Source organism: Sagittula sp. (assembly GCF_052825245.1).
The window spans coordinates 19470-34529 of sequence record NZ_JBRBWD010000050.1 but is presented as its reverse complement, the minus strand read 5'-3'; the positions used below and the strand labels follow the sequence as shown (position 1 = coordinate 34529).

The 15060-nt window shown below is 69.1% G+C and carries 13 protein-coding genes; 8 read left to right on the top strand and 5 right to left on the bottom strand.

The features are described from left to right. Positions 1-50 precede the first annotated feature (50 nt). Together ACU0DV_RS20875 and ACU0DV_RS20870 are read left to right on the top strand one after the other, a co-directional pair. Positions 51-1226, top strand: a complete 1176-nt coding sequence (locus ACU0DV_RS20875) for a glycosyltransferase family 4 protein (RefSeq protein ID WP_446240752.1) — start codon at positions 51-53, stop codon at positions 1224-1226. A gap of 79 nt (positions 1227-1305) precedes the next feature. Next, positions 1306-2394, top strand: a complete 1089-nt coding sequence (locus ACU0DV_RS20870) for an SHOCT domain-containing protein (RefSeq protein ID WP_446240753.1) — start codon at positions 1306-1308, stop codon at positions 2392-2394. A 13-nt stretch (positions 2395-2407) separates the two neighbouring features. Here the strand turns inward: ACU0DV_RS20870 and ACU0DV_RS20865 are convergent, their stop codons facing one another. Then, on the bottom strand, positions 2408-3805 hold the full coding sequence (locus tag ACU0DV_RS20865; protein ID WP_446240754.1) for a hypothetical protein: 1398 nt from the start codon (positions 3803-3805) through the stop codon (positions 2408-2410). A 195-nt stretch (positions 3806-4000) separates the two neighbouring features. On the opposite strand from ACU0DV_RS20865, the gene xsc reads away from it, so the two are divergent. Beyond that, positions 4001-5785 (top strand): sulfoacetaldehyde acetyltransferase, encoded by a 1785-nt coding sequence (gene xsc, locus ACU0DV_RS20860; protein WP_446240755.1) that lies wholly within the window; start codon positions 4001-4003, stop codon positions 5783-5785. A 70-nt stretch (positions 5786-5855) separates the two neighbouring features. Here xsc and ACU0DV_RS20855 read toward each other — a convergent pair whose 3' ends face one another. Then, a complete protein-coding gene (locus ACU0DV_RS20855; RefSeq protein WP_446240756.1) occupies positions 5856-6710 on the bottom strand; it encodes a phosphate acyltransferase in 855 nt (284 codons plus the stop codon). Between the two features lie 249 nt (positions 6711-6959). Between ACU0DV_RS20855 and ACU0DV_RS20850 the strand changes: the two genes are divergently transcribed. From ACU0DV_RS20850 to ACU0DV_RS20835, 4 genes are all read left to right on the top strand, one after another. Beyond that, positions 6960-9776, top strand: a complete 2817-nt coding sequence (locus ACU0DV_RS20850) for a molybdopterin oxidoreductase family protein (RefSeq protein WP_446240757.1) — start codon at positions 6960-6962, stop codon at positions 9774-9776. Positions 9777-9875: 99 nt separating this feature from the next. After that, complete coding sequence (locus tag ACU0DV_RS20845; protein WP_283981800.1) at positions 9876-10625, top strand: 4Fe-4S dicluster domain-containing protein; 750 nt, start codon at positions 9876-9878, stop codon at positions 10623-10625. A gap of 60 nt (positions 10626-10685) precedes the next feature. After that, positions 10686-11564 (top strand): dimethyl sulfoxide reductase anchor subunit family protein, encoded by an 879-nt coding sequence (locus ACU0DV_RS20840; RefSeq protein WP_446240758.1) that lies wholly within the window; start codon positions 10686-10688, stop codon positions 11562-11564. A gap of 17 nt (positions 11565-11581) precedes the next feature. Next, positions 11582-12565: an ester cyclase gene (locus ACU0DV_RS20835; RefSeq protein WP_446240759.1), complete on the top strand. Its 984-nt coding sequence runs from the start codon at positions 11582-11584 to the stop codon at positions 12563-12565. Positions 12566-12680: 115 nt separating this feature from the next. Here the strand turns inward: ACU0DV_RS20835 and ACU0DV_RS20830 are convergent, their stop codons facing one another. The 3 genes from ACU0DV_RS20830 to ACU0DV_RS20820 all read right to left on the bottom strand — a co-directional run bounded on the left by ACU0DV_RS20830 (position 12681) and on the right by ACU0DV_RS20820 (position 14288). After that, positions 12681-13295, bottom strand: coding sequence for a DUF1523 family protein (locus ACU0DV_RS20830; RefSeq protein WP_100928817.1), 615 nt, complete (start codon positions 13293-13295; stop codon positions 12681-12683). Between the two features lie 15 nt (positions 13296-13310). Then, the gene (locus ACU0DV_RS20825; protein ID WP_446240760.1) at positions 13311-13577 is read right to left on the bottom strand and encodes a hypothetical protein; all 267 of its coding nucleotides are present in this window, start codon (positions 13575-13577) and stop codon (positions 13311-13313) included. Between the two features lie 384 nt (positions 13578-13961). Next, complete coding sequence (locus tag ACU0DV_RS20820; protein WP_157814969.1) at positions 13962-14288, bottom strand: hypothetical protein; 327 nt, start codon at positions 14286-14288, stop codon at positions 13962-13964. A gap of 108 nt (positions 14289-14396) precedes the next feature. Here ACU0DV_RS20820 and ACU0DV_RS20815 point away from each other — a divergent pair, with 108 nt between their 5' ends. After that, positions 14397-14969: a hypothetical protein gene (locus ACU0DV_RS20815; RefSeq protein ID WP_283981804.1), complete on the top strand. Its 573-nt coding sequence runs from the start codon at positions 14397-14399 to the stop codon at positions 14967-14969. The last annotated feature ends 91 nt before the right edge of the window (positions 14970-15060 follow it).

The following is a 15060-nucleotide window of genomic DNA, read 5'->3' as shown; positions in this document are numbered from 1 at the left end:
CCCGTGCAGGGCGGTTTCCTATCCGTTTCGGCATTTCCGGGGACAACACGTTGCGCATTGCCTACCTGACAGACATGCCGCCCGAGGACCGGAACATCTATTCCGGCGGCAACCGGCGAATCTTCGAGACGCTGGAACGCCATGTCGGCGAGGTTTCGGTCGTGCCGCAGGACTGGGGCCCCGCCGAGCCCGTGCGGCAGGCGATCCTGTCGACCTCGACCGGGATGAACATGCGGCTGCGCTGGCGCGCGCATTACGCGCTGCGCGGTGTCGTGGGACGGCGGGTGACGCGCTACCTCGAGGAGACCTCTCCCGACGTGGTCTTCGGCGCCTATGCGCTGCATGCGTTGTCAGGTGTGCGGGTGCCGGGGCAGGTGGTGAGCGCCTTTACCTCCGACGCGGTGCAGACGGTGTTCCGCTGTTCGGAGATCGGTGCGGCGCACGACCGGACGATGCCGCTGGCGCAGGTCATGGACGGCTGGGTCGAACGGCGCGAAGCCGATGTGCTGAGGCAGCTGGACCTCGGGCTCTGGCCGTCGGAGTGGCTGCGGACGGCGGTGGACGACCGCTATGGCCTGGCGCCGGGCGTGGGCAAATGCGTCGAATGGGGCGCGGGGATCGAGGCGCCGGAGTGGTCGGGGCCGAAGGTGCTGGACCCCAAGGGGACCGTGCGGTTGCTGGTGCTGGGCCGGGACTGGTTCACCAAGGGCGGGCCGCTGACCTTCGACACGCTGAACGTGCTGCGGGCGCAGGGCGTCGACGCGCATCTGACCGTGGTGGGCTGCGTCCCGCCCGACATGCACATCAACGAACACGTCACCGTGCGCGCCCACCTCGACAAGGCGGTGCCTGCGGAGCTTGCCCTGTTCGAAGCCGCGCTGCGGGAGGCGCACTTCATGGTGATGCCCTCCCACGAAAGCTATGGCTTTGCCTTCTGCGAGGCCTCGGCCTGGGGGATGCCCTCGCTCTGCCTGCGGGTCGGCGGCGTGCCGGTTCGGGACGGCGAGAACGGCTATGCCCTGCCGCCCGGTTCGGGGGCGGAGGATTTCGCCCGGCTCATCCGCGAACACCTTGCCGCGCCGGAGCGGTACACCGCGCTCAGCCGCACATCCCGCACGATCTACGAGACCCGGCTGAACTGGGACGCCTGGGGCAAACGCGTGAAAATTCTGCTGGAAGAGGCCGTCGCGATGAAACGCAGGGACCCTCAGCGGCGTTCGGCCTGACACGACGGGCAACGCGGTGGAGACTCGGGTCGATCCGTGGTAGCGCCGGATTAACCCGATACACGCAAGGGATTCGTTCATGAGTGGCCTCACCGAAGCAGGCGCGCAACTGCGCGAAGACCTGAGCACGCAACACGGTGTTTCCCGCGAGGCGGTGCAGACGCTGATGGAGGCGGTCCTGCGCGGCGGCGGCACGCAGGCGCAATTCGACATTCCCGAACTGGGCGGCATGGGCCAGTGGTCCTGGGGCGGCATGACCATGGTCGGCGACATGTTCAACAACGGTTTGAAGGCGCAGGTCGATGCGCTGTGCACGGAGATCGCGCAGGTCGCGTCGCGCACCCCGTTGTTCGAGCGCAGCGCGCCGAAGGCCGGCACACAGACAGGCGGTCAGTTCCAGTCGCAGGGGCTGGGCCGGTCCGGCGGCATGAGCATGGGCCTTGGCGGGGCGTCGGGCTGGTGGCCGGAAGGCCTGGGTCAGCCCGCCAGCCAGGGCTCGCAGAACGACCTGAGCTACGCGATCTTCCCCGACAAGCACCGGCTGGCGATCAACCTTGCCGGGCGGGTGACGGTCTATGACACCGGCAACCACGAGATCGGCGGCATCAGCCAGCAGCAGGGCAGTTCCGCAAGCTGGACCTTCACAAGCCAGTACGGCACCGTCGACCTGCGCAGCCTGAAGGAGGTCCGCGAAGACCCGGAGGACGCGCCCGCCCCCGACGAGGACACCACGGAAACGGCGGACCGGGACGCACCGGAGACCGCGGCCGACCTGGATGACGGTTCTTCGGGCGACAGCACATGGGGGCCGGTCGCGCTGGACGACCACGAGCCGTCCCTCGTTGCCGAGTCCTCGCAGGTTCCGCAATTGCCGGAGGCCTCCCGCCCGCCGGAGTTCGCACCGCCCAAGCCGTCCCCGACAGCCGAGGAGCCGCAGGCGCGCGAACCGGTATGGTCGACACCGGCTGCGCCCGAGCCGGAGAACGATCCCTTCGCGCAGCCCCGGCCGGAGCCGGAGGCGCCCTCGATCTATTCCGGGGCGCGGGTGCTGAACTCTGCCGACGAGATCTTTGCCGCGCTGGAAAAGCTGGGCGCCCTGCGCGACATCCACATCCTGTCCGACGAGGAATTCGAGGCGAAGAAGGCGGAGCTTCTGTCGCGGCTCTGACGCCGTCCCGCCTTCAGTCGAAGATCGCCCCTTCGCGTTCGGTGTCGAGCGCGCAGAACCTGTTGCCCGACGACGGGTTCAGCCAGCAGCGCCAGGCGTTGCCCTCGATCCCCTGCGCCGCCGCCACCCGCTTCATCGCATCGCGGGAGGCGTTGGTGGAGAACTTGCTGATGAACAGGCTTTCGGTGTTCGTCTGCGCGCCGTTCAGCTTCGGCCCGCTGACCGTTTCTTCGACCACGGTGCGCGCGCCGGAGGGCCACGTGAAGGTGAAGACCTCGCTGAGGCCCTGCTGGGTGCGGGTCAGCGTACAGGGGTCCTGATCGCGCAGATCGCCGTCCCGCAGCACAAGGCAGAGCGCGCGGGCGGTGGTGCTGGCCGGTGCGCCGCCGCCGGTGTCCTCCGGCGTCCAGTCGTCGCGCCGGGCGAGGGCGGGCAGGGGCGTTTCCGGCGCGGCGAACCACGCGTAGGGCATGTTCATGAAGATATCGAGCGTCCCGTCCATGATCCGGGTGGGATGGTCGCCCACCGAAAGCGGCTGCCATCCAAAGGAACAGGGCACCTCGCCGGGATAGCGGTAGGTGGCATCGACGGTCACGTAGACGTAGGGCACGTCGGGTTCGGCCTTGTAGAGCTCGATATCGTCAGGCTTCAGCTCCGGCTCGAGGGGCGCGGCGGCGCCGGCGGCCTTCGGCGCGGCGCGGTTCATGTTGTTGCACATGGTGGCGACAAGGTCCCGCGTCAGCTCGGCCGGGGCCTTCACCGGTGCGACCTGAATGTGCCACGCGGCCGACTGGCCGACCGTTTCGAGGTAGGTCATGCTGTCCGGCGGCGTGGTCAGGATGATGCTCATCAGCGCGTCGGTGATGTAGATCTTCTCCTTGAGCTGCTGCAACTGGCCGATCCCGGCCAGCGCGACGCCGTAGGCGCGGCTGACCGTTTCGGCGGTGTAGTTGCCGTCCTCCACCGTCAGCGACGGCGAATGGAAGCCGAGCCGCGCGGTCGGGTGCAGGATGCGCATGGTCTGCCGGTCAGTGCCCGCGTCGGCGTAGTAGGTGTTCACCGCGCCGCCCAGGAAGGCCACCGCGCAGGCGCTTTCGCAGCGGGTGTCGCGCGGGACGGCGGTGATCGTCTTGCTGTCGGTAAAGAAATGCGCCAGCCGGATGCCCTCTGCCAGCGAGCCGCCGGGACTGTCGAGGCACATGGTCAGGGAATAGGACTCCTCGGGTTCGCCGTCCTCTGCGGCCATGTCGCTGATCCGGGCGCGGATGACGGCGGAGGCCTTGTCGGTGTCGCCCGGCGCGATGATCCCCCGGAGGGTCACGTCGCAGCCCATCACCGGGTCGCCCCCGTCGATGATGTCGGCGGCAAGGGCGGGGGTGCCCAGAAGCATGAGGGCCAAGACAAGGCGCATTCGAACGTCCTTTCAACGAGATAGGCTGCACCTTACCTTCCGGCGCGAGAAGGTCAACTTGACGCGGGCTTTCTGTTTCTGGTCTTAATCCGGTGTTCAAACTGGCCCTATCGCGGGCCGGGGTCGCTGGCTAGATTGGCGCGCAAAGCCCGGGCGGACCAGCCGCCGGGAACCGCATGTCCGGGGAGACACTCCATGAAAATGACCACCGAAGAAGCCTTCGTGAAGGTGCTGCAGCGCCACGGGATCGAGCATGCCTTCGGCATCATCGGCTCGGCCTTCATGCCGATTTCCGACCTCTTCCCGCAGGCGGGCATCATGTTCTGGGACTGCGCGCACGAGGGGTCGGGCGGGATGATGGCCGACGGCTACACCCGCGCCTCGGGGAAGATGTCGATGATGATCGCGCAGAACGGACCCGGCATCACCAACTTCGTCACCGCGGTGAAGACCGCCTACTGGAACCACACGCCGCTGCTGCTGGTGACGCCGCAGGCCGCCAACAAGACCATCGGGCAGGGCGGTTTCCAGGAAGTTGAGCAGATGGCGCTCTTCCGGGACATGGTCGCCTACCAGGAAGAGGTGCGCGACCCTTCCCGCGTGGCAGAGGTGCTGACGCGCGTGATCTCGAAGGCGAAGCAGGCGAGCGCACCGGCGCAGATCAACATGCCGCGCGATTTCTGGACCCAGATCGTCGACATCGAGATCCCGGAACCGGTCGAGTTCGAACGCTCCTCGGGCGGGGAGACCTCTGTCGCGGCGGCGGCGGAGCTTCTGTCGAACGCCAAGGCGCCGGTGATCCTGAACGGCGCGGGCGTGGTGCTGTCGAGGGGCGGCATCGAGGCGTCGATGGCGCTGGCGGAGCGGCTCGATGCGCCGGTCTGCGTGGGCTATCAGCACAACGACGCCTTCCCCGGATCGCACCCGCTGTTCGCCGGGCCGCTGGGGTACAACGGGTCGAAGGCCGGGATGGAGCTGATCCGCGACGCCGACGTGGTGCTGTGCCTCGGCACGCGGCTGAACCCGTTCTCGACCCTGCCGGGTTATGGCATGGACTACTGGCCCAAGGACGCGAAGATCATCCAGGTGGACATCAACCCCGACCGCATCGGCCTGACCAAGAAGGTGTCGGTCGGCATCGTCGGGGATGCGGCCAAGGTGGCCACCGGCATCCTGCGGCAACTGGCGCCGGACGCCGGGGACGAGGGCCGCGATGCCCGCAAGGCGAAGATCGCCGAGACGAAGTCGAAGTGGGCGCAGCAGTTGTCTTCGATGGATCACGAGGACGACGACCCGGGCACCACGTGGAACGAGCGCGCCCGCGCCGACAAGCCCGACTGGATGAGCCCCCGCATGGCGTGGCGCGCGATCCAGTCCGCGCTGCCCAAGGATGCGATCATCTCCAGCGACATCGGCAACAACTGCGCCATCGGCAACGCCTACCCGTCCTTCGACGAGGGGCGGAAGTACCTCGCGCCCGGCCTGTTCGGCCCCTGCGGCTACGGCCTGCCCGCGATCATCGGCGCCAAGATCGGCTGCCCCGACGTGCCGGTGGTGGGCTTTGCCGGGGACGGCGCCTTCGGCATTTCGGTCACGGAACTGACCGCCATCGGCCGCAAGGAGTGGCCCGCCATCACGCATATCGTCTTCCGCAACTACCAGTGGGGTGCGGAAAAGCGGAACTCGACGCTCTGGTACGACGACAACTTCGTCGGCACCGAACTGGACGAGAAGGTGAGCTATGCCGGGATCGCGCAGGCCTGCGGGCTGAAGGGCGTCGTGGCGCGCAGCATGGACGAGCTGCGCGAGGCGCTGACCGAGGCCTGCCGCGCCCAGATGGAAGACGGCGTGACCACGCTGATCGAGGCGATGATCAACCAGGAGTTGGGCGAACCCTTCCGCCGTGATGCGATGAAGAAGCCCAATGTCGTGGCGGGCATCGACCCGGCAGACATGCGGCCCCAGCCGGGCCATGGCTGAACCGTCGGGAAGGGCGGCGTGCCGTGGCGTGCCGCCCGGTGTCGAAGGGCGTAAGGGCGCTGGCCTTCCGTTAGCCCATCGCGATGCAGAGCGCGGTGGCGGCGACGATGTCCTCCACCCGGGCGCCGCGGCTCAGGTCGCAGACCGGCCTGCGGAAGCCCTGAAGCATCGGCCCGATGGCCTGCGCCCCGGCCAGTTCCTGCGCCAGCTTGTAGGCGATGTTGCCCGCGTCGAGCGAGGGGAAGACCAGCGTGTTGGCATCGCCCGCGCCCATCCCCTTCTGCGCGGCGATGACCGGGTTCAGCGCGGCGTCGGCCTGGATCGGCCCGTCGAAGCCCGTCTGCTCGGCGGCGGCGCGGACCGCGTCGACGGACGGCCCGGCCCCGCTGGTCCCGGTGGAGAACGACAGAAGCGCCACCCGCGCTTCCCCCAGCAACGCCGTTGCGGAGCGGGCCGAGGCCTGCGCGATGGCGGCCAGCCCCTCGGCGTCGGGGGCCACGTTCACGGCGCAATCGGCAAAGATCACTTCCCGCCCGTCGGGAAAGACCATCAGGAAGAAGCTGGACGGGATCGCCACGCCGTCGGCCAGCCCGATGGCGATGGAGGCCGCCTCGATCACCCGGCGGGTCGGGTTGGCGACACCGGCGACCATGGCCTCGGCCTCGCCCGCGGCGACCATGGCGGCGGCGCGGAACAGCGGGCGCGCCAGCATCCTGCGCGCGATGGGCTCCGTTACCCCGCGCGCGCCGGTCAGGGCGGCCACCTGCGCCTCTGTCGGCGTGTCGGGCAGGGGCACCGGCACCGCCAGACCTTCGTTCTGAAGGCGGGCGCAGGCCGCGTCGATGCGCGGCTCCCCCGCCTCGGGAAAGACCACGCGGGCCTGCCGGGCGCGGGCCGTGTCGAATGCCTGTTCCAGAACCGCCATGCCACCCCCGCCATCGCTGCGCGGCAGACTTTGACCGCGCGGCGGGCGAAGATCAACCGGCCCGCGCCTGCCGCTGTCGCCCGCGAACGGCGTTCCGGAACCGGCGTGCAATCCGCCGCCTCTGTCCCCTCTTGGCCGAGTTTCGCGGAACCGCGGACCGGAAGCTTGCGGTCTGGTGGAATTGATCTACCAATGATGCAGACGTGCCCCCGGGTCCCCCGAGAAGCGGCACGGTGACAGGGAGGCCGGATGGGAGAGCCACGGGTCGATACAGCGCCACGGATCTCGGACGAGGTCCGCAAGACGACGTGCTACATGTGCGCCTGCCGCTGCGGGATCAACGTGCACATGAAGTCCGGCAAGGTGGCCTATATCGAGGGCAACCGCGACCATCCCATCAACAAGGGCGTGCTCTGCGCGAAGGGCAGCGCCGGGATCATGCAGCACAATTCGCCCGCCCGGCTCAGGGCGCCCCTGCGGCGCACGGGCCCGCGCGGGTCGGGCGAATTCGAGGAGATCACCTGGGAAGAGGCGCTCGAGACGGCGGTCTCCTGGCTGAAACCCCTGCGCGAGACGGCGCCGGAGAAGCTCGCCTTCTTCACCGGGCGCGACCAGTCGCAAAGTTTCACCGGCTGGTGGGCGCAGCAATACGGCACCCCCAACTTCGCGGCGCACGGCGGCTTCTGCTCCGTCAACATGGCGGCGGCCGGCATCTACACCATGGGCGGCGCCTTCTGGGAATTCGGCACCCCCGACTGGGAGCACGCGAAACTCTTCGTGCTGTTCGGCGTGGCCGAGGACCACGACAGCAACCCGATCAAGATGGGCATCGGCAGGCTGAAGGCGCGGGGCGCGAAGATCATCGGCGTGAACCCGGTGCGCTCCGGCTACAACGCGGTGGCCGACGACTGGGTGGGGATCACCCCGGGGACCGACGGCCTCCTGATCCTCAGCCTCGTGCACTGCCTGCTGAAGGCCGGGCGCATCGACCTCGACTACCTGTCGCGCTTCACCGATGCGCCGGTCCTGCTGGACGGCGATCCGAAGTCCGACACCCACGGGCTGTTCCTGCGCGACGAGGACGGCAAGCCGCTGGTCGTCGACCGGCGGACCGGCAGGCCCGTTGCCTTCGACACGCCCGGCATCCGGCCCGACCTGGCCGGCCACATCCGCCGCGCCGGCGTCACCCATGTCACGGTGATGTCCGGGCTGGCGGAGACCTACCTGTCGGACGCCTACGCGCCGGAGGCCGTGGCCGACCGCTGCGGCCTGACACCTGCCCGCATCCGCGCCCTGGCGGCAGAGATCGCCCGCGCCGCCTTCGACGATCCTGTGGTGCTGGACCGCCCCTGGACCGATTTCCGGGGCGAGCGGCACGCGCAGATGGTGGGCCGCCCGGTGGCCTTCCACGCCATGCGCGGCATCTCTGCCCATTCCAACGGCTTCCAGACCTGCCGCGCCCTGCACCTGCTGCAGATCCTGATCGGCGCGGTGGAAACCCCCGGCGGCATGCGGTTCAAGCCGCCCTATCCGAAGCCGGCCACCGCCCACCCGAAACCGCACGCCGAGGCGGTGCCGGGCCAGCCGCTGAAGGGCTCGCACCTCGGCTATCCGCAGGGGCCCGCCGACCTCGCGCTGGGGCCTGACGGCACGGCGCTCAGGATCGACAAGGCGTTCACCTGGGAGAACCCGCTGTCCGCCCACGGGCTGATGCACATGGTCATCTCCAACGCGGTCGCGGGCGATCCCTACCGCATCGACACGCTGTTCCTCTACATGGCCAACATGGCGTGGAACTCCTCCATGAACACCAGGGGCGTCATGGAGATGCTGACCCGCACCGACGACAGCGGCGACTACGTCATCCCGCGCATCATCTACTCCGACGCCTATTCGTCCGAAATGGTGGCCTACGCCGACCTGGTCCTGCCCGACACCACCTACCTCGAACGGCACGACTGCATCTCGCTGCTCGACCGCCCGATCTCCGAACCCGGCGCCGCCGCCGACGCGATCCGCTGGCCGGTGGTGGAGCCCGACCGCGACGTGCGGGGCTTCCAGTCGGTGCTGCTGGACCTCGGCGCGCGGCTGGGCCTGCCGGGCATGGTGGACGGCGACGGCGCGCCGCTCTACGCCGATTACGCCGACTACATGATCAACCACGAACGCAAGCCCGGCATCGGCCCGCTCTCCGGTTGGCGGCTGGGCAAACACGGGCTGCAACACGGACGCGGCGACCCGAACGGCGGGCAGATCGAAAGCTACATCGCCAACGGCGGCTTTCACGCCATGCACATCCCCGGGGACGCGCAGTACTTCAAGCCGTGGAACATGGGCTATCAGGACTGGGCGGTGGAACACGGGCTGATGGACGCTCCGACGCCCTACCTCTTCACCCTCTACGCCGAACCGCTGCGCCGCTTCCAGATGGCGGCCGAGGGCAAGGGCAACCACCAGCCGCCCGACCACCTGCGCGACCGGATCAGGGACTGCCTGACGCCGCTTCCCGTCTGGTACCCGCCCTCCGACGGCGCGACCGATGCGGACTTCCCGATCCACGCGCTGACCCAAAGACCCATGGCGATGTACCACTCCTGGGGCAGCCAGAACGCATGGCTGCGCCAGATCCACGGCCACAACCCGCTCTACGTGCCGACCGCCCTCATGCAGGCGCACGACCTGCGCGACGGCGACTGGGTGCGCGTCACCTCCCCGCACGGAGAGATCACCGTCCCGGTGCTGGAGATGGCCGCGCTCAACCCGCATACCGTCTGGACGTGGAACGCCATCGGCAAGCGCAAGGGCGCCTGGGCGCTCGACCCGGACGCGCCCGAGGCGACAAGGGGCTACCTGCTCAACCACCTGATCCACGAACTGCTGCCCCCCAAAGGCGACGGCCTCCGCTGGTCGAACTCCGACCCGGTCACCGGTCAGGCTGCATGGTTCGACCTGCGCGTCCGCATCGCAAAGGCCACCCCCCCGCAGGAGGCCCGCCCGCAGACCGGCCGGCAGGCCAGCCCCGTCCCGCAGCCCCCGGACAGCCTCCGCTGGCAGGTAAGGGACTGACCGCATGTTTCTCTGCTTCCCAAATACTCACGGCACGGACCCCGTCACCCGGCCGCAACGCCCGGCAAGCGCCGCCGCGAACCACCGGGGGGCCACCACATGACACAGCTGCCCGGACAGACCGACAGGACTCTCGGCCTCGTCATCGACCTCGACACCTGCGTCGGCTGTCACGCCTGCGTGGTGGCCTGCAAGGGCTGGAACACCCAAAGCCAGCCCTCGCCGCTCTCGGACAGCGATCCCTACGGTGCCGACCCCTCGGGCACCTTCCTCAACCGCGTGCACAGCTACGAGGTCACGCCGGAGCAGGGCACCGCCCAGCTGGTGCACTTCCCGAAAAGCTGCCTGCACTGCGAGGACGCGCCCTGCGTCACCGTCTGCCCCACCGGCGCCAGCTACAAGCGGACCGAGGACGGCATCGTGCTGGTGAACGAAAGCGACTGCATCGGCTGCGGGCTCTGCGCCTGGGCCTGCCCCTATGGCGCGCGCGAACTGGACGCCGCCGAGGGTGTGATGAAGAAATGCACCCTCTGCGTCGACCGGATCTACAACGACAACCTGCCGGAGGAAGACCGCGTGCCCGCCTGCGTCCGCACCTGCCCGGCGGGGGCGCGGCACTTCGGCGACCTCTCCGACCCCGACAGCCCGGTCAGCCTGCTGGTGGCCGAGCGCGGCGGGATCGACCTGATGCCCGAGCAGGGCACGAAACCCGTGAACAAGTACCTCCCGCCCCGCCCCCGGGACACATGGGAGGCGGAAACCGATGTCCTGGCCCCGTGGCTCGCGCCGGTGGCGGAGGAGCCGCGCGGCTTCCTCGGCTGGCTCGACCGGGCCCTCGACAAGCTCTGACCGCACCGCGCAACACCCTGTAGGGCGGGGCTTCGCGCCGCCCTCCCTCGAAGGACAAGAATGCATCCGGCCCCGTCTCTCATCGCCTTCACCACGCTGTCCGGCCTGGGCTTCGGCCTGCTGTTCTGGCTGGGGATCGACCCGACCCCGCCCACCGGCTGGGTGGCCTTCGTCTTCTTCGCCCTGGCCTTCGTGCTGGCCCTCAGCGGGCTGGGCGCCAGCGCAAAGCACCTCGGACGGCCCGAGCGGGCGCTCAAGGCCTTCACCCAGTGGCGGTCGAGCTGGCTGTCGCGCGAGGCCTGGGCCTCTGCTGCCGCACTGACGCTTTGCGGGCTATACGCGGCCGCGCTGGTGTTCTTCGCGACGCCGGTCCTGCCGCTGGGATGGCTGGGCGCGCTCCTGGCGCTTGTCACCGTGGGTTCGACCGCGATGATCTACACCCAGCTCCGGACCGTGCCGCGCTGGCACGATCCGTCGACGCCCGCGGTCTTCCTGCTCTATGCGCTGGCCGGGGGCGCGCTGCTGTCGGGGCGGATCGTGGCCGCGATCCTCCTGCTGATCGCCTGCGGCGCGGCGCAAGGCTGGGCGTGGTGGGACGGCGACAGGCGCATGGCGCGCTCCGGCACGACGCTGGCCACCGCCACGGGCCTGACCGGCGGCACCCCGCGCGCCTTCGAGCCGCCGCACACCGGGTCCAATTACCTGACGCGCGAGATGGTCTTTGTCGTGGGGCGCAAGCACGCGGCGAAACTGCGTGTGATCGCCGCCGCGCTCGCCTTTGTCCTGCCCGTCCTGCTTCTGCTCCTGCCGTTCCACCATCTCTTTGCGCTTGTTGCAGCGGTGTCCCATGTGGCAGGGGTGGTGGTGGCCCGCTGGTTGTTCTTTGCCGAAGCCGAACACGTCGTGGGCCTCTATTACGGACGCGCGCCGTCCGGTTGAACGGGAGCGTCCGATCCATGCCATTCCTGCCGGGTTTCGACGAACGGTGGCGCGACGCGCCGGATTTCATCGACAGTACCCTGCGCGAGATCTGGACCGACCGGCGCCTCGACCGCATCGCCAAGGTCTACGCCGGGGACGCGGTCCTGCACGCCGGGCCGGGCCTCTTGCGGGGACGGGACGCGATCCGGGCCGAAGCGCAGGCCCGCCTGTCCGCCATGCCCGACATCGCCTTCTTTCCCGAGGAAACGATATGGGCGCAGTCGGGCTACAAGTCGGTGCTGGCCGCCCGGCGGCTCTGGTGCCGGGCCACGCATGACGGGCCGGGCCTTTACGGTGCGCCTACGGGCCGCGACATCAGCCACCGCGTGATGACCGACCTCTGGTGCCGCGGCAACGAGATCGCCGAGGAATGGCGCGTGGCCGACACGCTCGCCATCCTGAACGCGCTGGGCGAGGCGCCGGACGCCTGGGCGCGCAGGGCCGTCGCCGCGCAGGGCGGGCCGGAGCGCTGTGCACCGCCGCTCTCACCCGAAACGGAGGTGCCGCCGCGGTTCGACGGCAAGGGCAACACCTCACCCTGGGGTCAGACGCTGTCGGACATCGTCACGCGCGCGATGGCGGGCGAGATCGCGGTCCTTGCCCGCCAGTACGACCCGGCGGCGGAGGTGACCTATCCCGGCGGTCAGCCCGACAGCGGCCCGGCGGCGGCGGAACGGTTCTGGGGCGCGCTGCGCGCCTCGCTCCCCTCCGCCCGGTTCGCGGTGCAGAGCGCCATGGGCGAGGAAGACGCTCCCGCCAGCCCGCGTGCCGCGCTGCGCTGGACCCTCACGGGGCGGCACGACGGATGGGGTCTGTTCGGTGCGCCGAGCGGTGCGGAGCTGCTGGTCATGGGGATGACGCAGTCGGAGTTCGGGCCGGACGGCCTGCGCCGCGAATGGACGCTGGTGGACGTGCCGGCGGTCTGGATGCAGATCGTCCTGGCCCGCGGAGACGGCTAAGGGGGCAGGCGGAGAATCTCCGCCCTACGCCCTGTGGCGCCTGTGACATCCGCCACGGCCACGTCCGCAGCGTCCGGACAGGGCGCCCGCCCCGGACGCCCCGCAACGGCCCGCCCTATTTCGAGCTGAACATGCCCTTCATCCGGTGGCTGCCCTGGTCGAGCCGGTCGCCGGCCTCTTCCAGCATCGGATCGACGCGGCTGCGCCAGAACCGCTTCCACCGCACCCGGATCGCCCAGTAGACCGCTGCCAGGATCACGAGGATGACGATGGCGGTCCACGGGATGATCCTGACGTCCGGCCCCGCCACCTGCTTCAGTCCCACGGCGTTCGGGAAGATGGTCAGGAACTCGTTCCGCCAGCCGTAGTGCCGCACCGCCACCCAGCGCGGGTTGTCTGCGGTGGACTTCATGTCGGCCGCCTCGGCCTGCAGGTTGGAGGTGTCGAACTTGAAGTACGGCGGCCAGCCCCAGCCGGTGTCCTCGTTGCGGTAGACGATGATCTCGCCGTTGTCGCGCCGGGTCTGGATGAAGAACACGTCGCGGTTCGGCAGGGTGCCGTCGGTACCGGTGTCCGCCTGCGCCCAGAACAGGCTGTTCTCGCCCGGATCGACGCGTTTTTCATAGGTGTCCGTGATCCGCACCACGTCGTGCTGCGGCAGCGTGTAATGCAGGAAGGCCGCGACCAGCAGCCAGAACAGCACGATGAACGTCCATTTCACAAATTTCATGGCGGAGCGGACCTTTCAGTGGAAGTTCGTACGGTAGATGATCGCGGTGACCGTGCACATGGGCAGGATATAGACCACAACGATCAGAGTTCGATGGCGGATGCGGTCCCAGCGCGACGTCTCGGCGTCGAGGTAGGCGTGAAGGGACATCTCCTCGGGGTTGGCCTTCCATTCCTCGAGGATCATGCGGCGGCGGCGCGCGCGCAGGCTGAGCCACAGCACGACGTAGGCGGCCGAGCAGATCACGAACGCGAGGATGAAGAAGCGCCCGAAGGCCAGCATCGCAGTCTCCCTTTGTTCATGACCTGATACGGCCCGCGTGGAAAATCAACGACAAACCGCGTCGCAGGGGAGGTCCGGCGCAGGTGTCACGTAATGGGTTCAGCCTTGGCCCGTCCTTTCCGCGGCCTGAACCGGTCCGAAGCGGGCAGCGGTTCTGCTCGGTCGCCCGGGCGCGTCCGCCTTGCGCATATGCAGGTTTCGATGGGGAGGACGTGCGCCATGGAGGCCGACTCCGACGTTTCGGCGCACCTGCATGTTCGTGGCGCCGGGGCGCTTCGAACGGGTCAAGCTGACCGGCTTTGCCGCCTTCGTGGTTGCCGTGCCGGCGGCGGTCCTGATCCCGGGGAACCCAGGCGCTTGAGGATCCGCTGGCCGTGGCCCGCCCTACCAGACGTTGGTGCGCCAGCGGCGCGGGGCGGTGACCGACACAAGGAGCACGATCGGTCCCCAGACCAGCCCCGCCTGAACGCCCAGCAGCAGGAAATGCAGAACGCCGCCGCGCTGGCCGATGAGGCGCGCGGCCGAGGGGGTTTCCAGCAGGTAGAGCACGGCGAAGAGGCAGGCGGACAGCCCGACCAGCGCCAGCGCCGACAGCAGCGCCGCGGCGGCGATGCCGGGGATGGTCTCCGGCATCAGCCGTTCCACCCCGCGGGTGACGAAGACGGCGAGGGCGATGAGGATCGCCGTGGGGATCAGGAGGCCGAGGATCATGGCACAGAAGATGGCGTCGCCGCACTCCGAAGGCAACGGGCCGGGGGTTGCGGCAACGCCTTTGCAGAGTCACAGTGGCGGCATTGTTTTGCACCCGAGGAGATTTCCATGTTTCGTTTGACCGCAGGCACCTTGCTTGCCCCCACCCTTGTTGCCCTGTCCCTGGCAGCCCTGCCCGCGCAGGCCGACGAGGTCACCGACCTTCTCGATTCGGCGCGCGAGGCCTATGACGCCGGGGATATCCAGTTCGCGCTCGACGACCTCGAAATGGCCCGGCAGCGGCTGGTCGAGATGAAGACCGCGTCGCTCGGCGCCTTCCTGCCCGACGCGCCCGACGGCTGGACGCGCGAAGTGAACACCGAGATGAACACCGGGCTTGCCATGATGGGCGGCGGCGTCGGGGCAGAGGCGCGCTACATGTCGCAGGACGGGGAAGAGCTGAAGCTGACCCTGATGGCCGACAACCCGATGGTCGCCAGCATGTCGGCGATGATCAACAACGCCGGCGCCATGGGGATGAAGACCGAACGCATCGGCCGCCAGCGCTTTGCCGTGCAGGACGGGCAGATGATGGCGCTGATCGGCAACCGCGTGCTGGTACAGGCCGAGGGCGACGTGGAGACCGCGCGCGGGTTGCTCGACAAGATGGATTTCGAGGGCATGGCCGTCTTCGGCCAGTGATACTTCGGTTCGGGGGCGGGCAGCCTTCGCCGCTGCCCGTCTTGCTGCCTGCTGCGCGGCCCTTGTGTCACAGGGTGTCACCGGGCCGCGC

What these genes read in the sequence shown, in the direction of transcription:
- ACU0DV_RS20870 (WP_446240753.1), top strand. Translation starts at nt 1,306, where the DNA reads ATGAGTGGCCTCACCGAAGCAGGCGCGCAACTGCGCGAAGACCTGAGC.
- ACU0DV_RS20865 (WP_446240754.1), bottom strand. Translation starts at nt 3,805, where the DNA reads ATGCGCCTTGTCTTGGCCCTCATGCTTCTGGGCACCCCCGCCCTTGCC.
- xsc (WP_446240755.1), top strand. Translation starts at nt 4,001, where the DNA reads ATGAAAATGACCACCGAAGAAGCCTTCGTGAAGGTGCTGCAGCGCCAC.
- ACU0DV_RS20855 (WP_446240756.1), bottom strand. Translation starts at nt 6,710, where the DNA reads ATGGCGGTTCTGGAACAGGCATTCGACACGGCCCGCGCCCGGCAGGCC.
- ACU0DV_RS20850 (WP_446240757.1), top strand. Translation starts at nt 6,960, where the DNA reads ATGGGAGAGCCACGGGTCGATACAGCGCCACGGATCTCGGACGAGGTC.
- ACU0DV_RS20845 (WP_283981800.1), top strand. Translation starts at nt 9,876, where the DNA reads ATGACACAGCTGCCCGGACAGACCGACAGGACTCTCGGCCTCGTCATC.
- ACU0DV_RS20840 (WP_446240758.1), top strand. Translation starts at nt 10,686, where the DNA reads ATGCATCCGGCCCCGTCTCTCATCGCCTTCACCACGCTGTCCGGCCTG.
- ACU0DV_RS20835 (WP_446240759.1), top strand. Translation starts at nt 11,582, where the DNA reads ATGCCATTCCTGCCGGGTTTCGACGAACGGTGGCGCGACGCGCCGGAT.
- ACU0DV_RS20830 (WP_100928817.1), bottom strand. Translation starts at nt 13,295, where the DNA reads ATGAAATTTGTGAAATGGACGTTCATCGTGCTGTTCTGGCTGCTGGTC.
- ACU0DV_RS20825 (WP_446240760.1), bottom strand. Translation starts at nt 13,577, where the DNA reads ATGCTGGCCTTCGGGCGCTTCTTCATCCTCGCGTTCGTGATCTGCTCG.
- ACU0DV_RS20820 (WP_157814969.1), bottom strand. Translation starts at nt 14,288, where the DNA reads ATGATCCTCGGCCTCCTGATCCCCACGGCGATCCTCATCGCCCTCGCC.
- ACU0DV_RS20815 (WP_283981804.1), top strand. Translation starts at nt 14,397, where the DNA reads ATGTTTCGTTTGACCGCAGGCACCTTGCTTGCCCCCACCCTTGTTGCC.